General features: G+C 53.5%; 2 protein-coding genes and 1 pseudogene. All 3 read right to left on the bottom strand.

The window, feature by feature from the left end:
* Positions 1 to 652: pseudogene (locus C458_RS17775) on the bottom strand (hypothetical protein); the annotation flags it as partial.
* Between the two features lie 17 nt (positions 653 to 669).
* Positions 670 to 879, bottom strand: a complete 210-nt coding sequence (locus C458_RS03690; protein WP_004052064.1) for a hypothetical protein — start codon at positions 877 to 879, stop codon at positions 670 to 672.
* Positions 879 to 1,228: hypothetical protein (locus C458_RS03685; protein WP_008573324.1), on the bottom strand; the 350-nt coding region annotated here is incomplete at its 5' end. The genes C458_RS03690 and C458_RS03685, both read right to left, overlap by 1 nt.

Genomic DNA, 1,228 nt, shown 5'->3' with positions numbered 1-1,228 from the left:
CCGGATGGAAACGGGAGCCGGATGGGAGAGTCCTCAGAGAGATTTCTTCAGTATCGACAGATGTTCCATTGACTAACTCGAATTGAATCGTGTTTGTTCCAAGCGTTTCACCACCAGAGTACCATTCTCCATTCCTCTCATTTTGGTAGTAGTATCCAATTGTTTGGTCGGATTGGTTATCTAGACTAGCTATTTGAGTGACTTTAGCGTCCCAATCTGAGAGAATCCGAACCTGAACCCGAGAGTAGTAGTCTCGAACCGTTTGGTTCACCGCGGATTTAGCCTGTGACCGGGATGCACCGTTATTTAGCTCGTTCACCATCGTTATTTTAGCCTTTGACATGGCGACCGTTCGAGCATTAGCCATGAAGTTCTGCGTCGTCGTGGTGGACGAGTCGGTTGCGTCTTTCAGGGCAAGAGCGCTTGAATACGCATTTGTGGCGGTGAGATTCTCATAGTCGGTGTTTTCTGACCAATGACAACCCTCGGTATTGCCGAGAATCGTATTGAACCACGCACCACCGAGGTAGTTTGACGCCGAACCATCGCAGTTGACCATCTCCGCAGATGCGTGTCCGACCGGAGATGACCCTGGAACCACGCCGCTCGTGGCGGCGGTCGTGATGACGATTCCAACGAGCAGCATAACCATGACCCTCCGAACGAGAGTCACGAATCAAACACCTCAACGAGTCCGAGCCGGTCTGCGATGAGAGACCCACCGGCTGCACCAACCACAATCAGCCCTATTTCAAGACTGCCACCAAGCAGGTCGGATAAAATCGTGATGTCTGCGCCCGCGGATAGTCCGGCGTCGAGAGCACCAACCGACGCGCCAAGTGTGGCGACCGTCTCTAGGTCAAGGTCAAGGTCCACCATTAGAGCATCCACCCCGCAGCGAACCCGGCCGTGCTCGTGATGCCGACGTAGACCAAGCCCCAGAGGTCGCTACTCTGGAAGAATGAGGAAACGTCACCGACCAACAGCCACGCAGCGAACACCCCGACCGTGCCGAAAATCGACCACATATAGTAGTCGTCAAGCTTCTCCGCATCGTCTTTGAGAGACGATAGGTCGGTGTTCTCGTTCGTGATGATGATGCCCGCGAACGCGCCGACAGATACCGCGTACGCAAGCGTGATTTCGATATTCCCCGACGAGAAAATCACGTCGGTGAAATTGATATCGAATAGTTGGAAGGTTGCGATGCCCGTCTGAATGAATCCGG

The organism is Haloferax sp. ATCC BAA-644 (assembly GCF_000336975.1).
Classification (GTDB): domain Archaea; phylum Halobacteriota; class Halobacteria; order Halobacteriales; family Haloferacaceae; genus Haloferax; species Haloferax volcanii.
This window is presented reverse-complemented; position numbering and strand designations above follow the sequence as displayed.